The sequence below is a fragment of the Kitasatospora sp. NPDC057198 genome, from assembly GCF_042670125.1.
Taxonomy (GTDB): domain Bacteria; phylum Actinomycetota; class Actinomycetes; order Streptomycetales; family Streptomycetaceae; genus Kitasatospora.
Genome location: NZ_JBHUWH010000833.1, coordinates 1 through 1,677, shown reverse-complemented (window position 1 = coordinate 1,677; position 1,677 = coordinate 1). Strand labels below are relative to the sequence as shown.

The window sequence follows — 1,677 nt, the reverse complement described above, 5'->3', positions numbered from 1 at the left end:
GTGTGAGGGTTGCAACCCGGGCCTCGCCGCGCGGGCTCGGTGGCGGGGCGTCAGTCCGCCAGGACGGGGGGTTCGGTGGCGGCGCGCAGCCGCTCGAGGGTGACGCCGTCGGCGAGGGAGACCAGGCGCAGGCCGTGCGGGGTGACGTCGAGGGTGGCGAGGTCGGTGACGACGCGGTGGACGACGGCGCGGCCGGTGGCGGGCAGCGTCAGCTCGTTGACGATCTTGGGGGTGCCGTCCTTGGCGGTGTGCTCCATGACGACGATCAGGCGGCGGGCGCCGTGGACGAGGTCCATCGCGCCGCCCATGCCCTTGACCGTCTTGCCGGGGATCATCCAGTTGGCGAGGTCGCCGGCGGCGGAGACCTGCATGGCGCCGAGCACGGAGACGTCGATGCGGCCGGAGCGGACCATGGCGAAGGAGGCGGCGGAGTCGAAGTAGGCGGCGCCGGGCCGGACGGTGACGGTCTCCTTGCCGGCGTTGACCAGGTCGGGGTCGGCGTCCGCGTCGGCGGGGTAGGGACCGGTGCCCAGGATGCCGTTCTCGGAGTGCAGCACGACGTGGACGCCCGGCGGGAGGTGGCCGGGGATCAGGGTGGGCAGGCCGATGCCGAGGTTGACGTACTGGCCGTCGCGCAGTTCGCGGGCGGCCCGGGCGGCGAGCGCCTCGCGCGGGTCGAGGGCGGCGGCGGTCATCGGGACTCCTTCGCGGCGGGGCGGGTGACGGTGCGGCGTTCGATGCGGCGGTCGGCGGGGTCGGCGGCCACGATCCGGTCGACGTGGATGCCGGGCAGGTGGACGGCGTCCGGGGGGATCTCGCCCGGTTCGACGATCCGGTCGGCCTCGACGAGGGTGGTCCTCCCGGCGGTGGCGCACAGCGGGTTGAAGTTGCGGGCGGCGGCGTGGAAGACGCAGTTGCCGTGCCGGTCGGCGACGGCGGCGCGCACCAGGGCGTAGTCCGCGGTGATGGCCTCCTCCAGCAGGTGGCGGCGGCCGCCGAAGGTCCGGACCTCCTTGGGCGGGGAGGCCACCGCCACGCTGCCGTCGGGCGCGTAGCGCCAGGGCAGGCCGCCCTCCTCGACCTGGGTGCCGGTGCCGGCGGGGGTGTAGAAGGCGGGGATGCCCGCGCCGCCGGCCCGCAGGCGTTCGGCCAGGGTGCCCTGCGGGGTGAGTTCGACCTCGAGTTCGCCGCTGAGGTACTGGCGGGCGAACTCCTTGTTCTCGCCGACGTAGGAGGAGGTCATCCGGGCGATCCGGCCGGCCCGCAGCAGCAGGCCCAGCCCCCAGTCGTCCACCCCGCAGTTGTTGGAGACCACCCGCAGGCCGGTGGTGTCCGTGTCGGCCAGCGCGCCGATCAGCGTCGACGGGATGCCGCACAGGCCGAAACCGCCGACCGCCAGCAGCGCGCCGTCGGGAATGTCCCCGACCGCGCGCGCCGGGGAGTCCCAGACCTTGTCCATTGCCGTTGCCGCCTTCCGCGTGAGTCCTGGCCGTCCGGTTCCGTGAGGGGGAGGACCGGAGCGGCTCCTACTCTTCCGGCGCGGCGGCACCCGGACGATGTGGCCCTCCCACATGATCACGGGCCCCGGATGGGTCCGTCCCACATACCGTCCGGGCGGCAGGAGGTCGGGGAAAGCAGGGGGTCGGGGAGAGCAGCGGATCGGGGAGAGCAGCAGGC

Annotated in this window: 2 protein-coding genes; both read right to left on the bottom strand. The window is 74.4% G+C overall.

The genetic code is table 11. The features are described from left to right. Positions 1-50 precede the first annotated feature (50 nt). Positions 51-695, bottom strand: a complete 645-nt coding sequence (locus ACFUEL_RS39460; RefSeq protein ID WP_380243011.1) for a 3-oxoacid CoA-transferase subunit B — start codon at positions 693-695, stop codon at positions 51-53. Next, positions 692-1,459 carry a CoA transferase subunit A gene (locus ACFUEL_RS39455; protein WP_380243009.1) on the bottom strand — a complete coding sequence of 256 codons (768 nt, stop codon included), beginning with the start codon at positions 1,457-1,459 and terminating at the stop codon, positions 692-694. Before ACFUEL_RS39455 ends, ACFUEL_RS39460 begins: the two co-directional genes overlap by 4 nt. Between the last annotated feature and the right edge of the window lie 218 nt (positions 1,460-1,677).

What these genes read in the sequence shown, in the direction of transcription:
- ACFUEL_RS39460 (WP_380243011.1), bottom strand. Translation starts at nt 695, where the DNA reads ATGACCGCCGCCGCCCTCGACCCGCGCGAGGCGCTCGCCGCCCGGGCC.
- ACFUEL_RS39455 (WP_380243009.1), bottom strand. Translation starts at nt 1,459, where the DNA reads ATGGACAAGGTCTGGGACTCCCCGGCGCGCGCGGTCGGGGACATTCCC.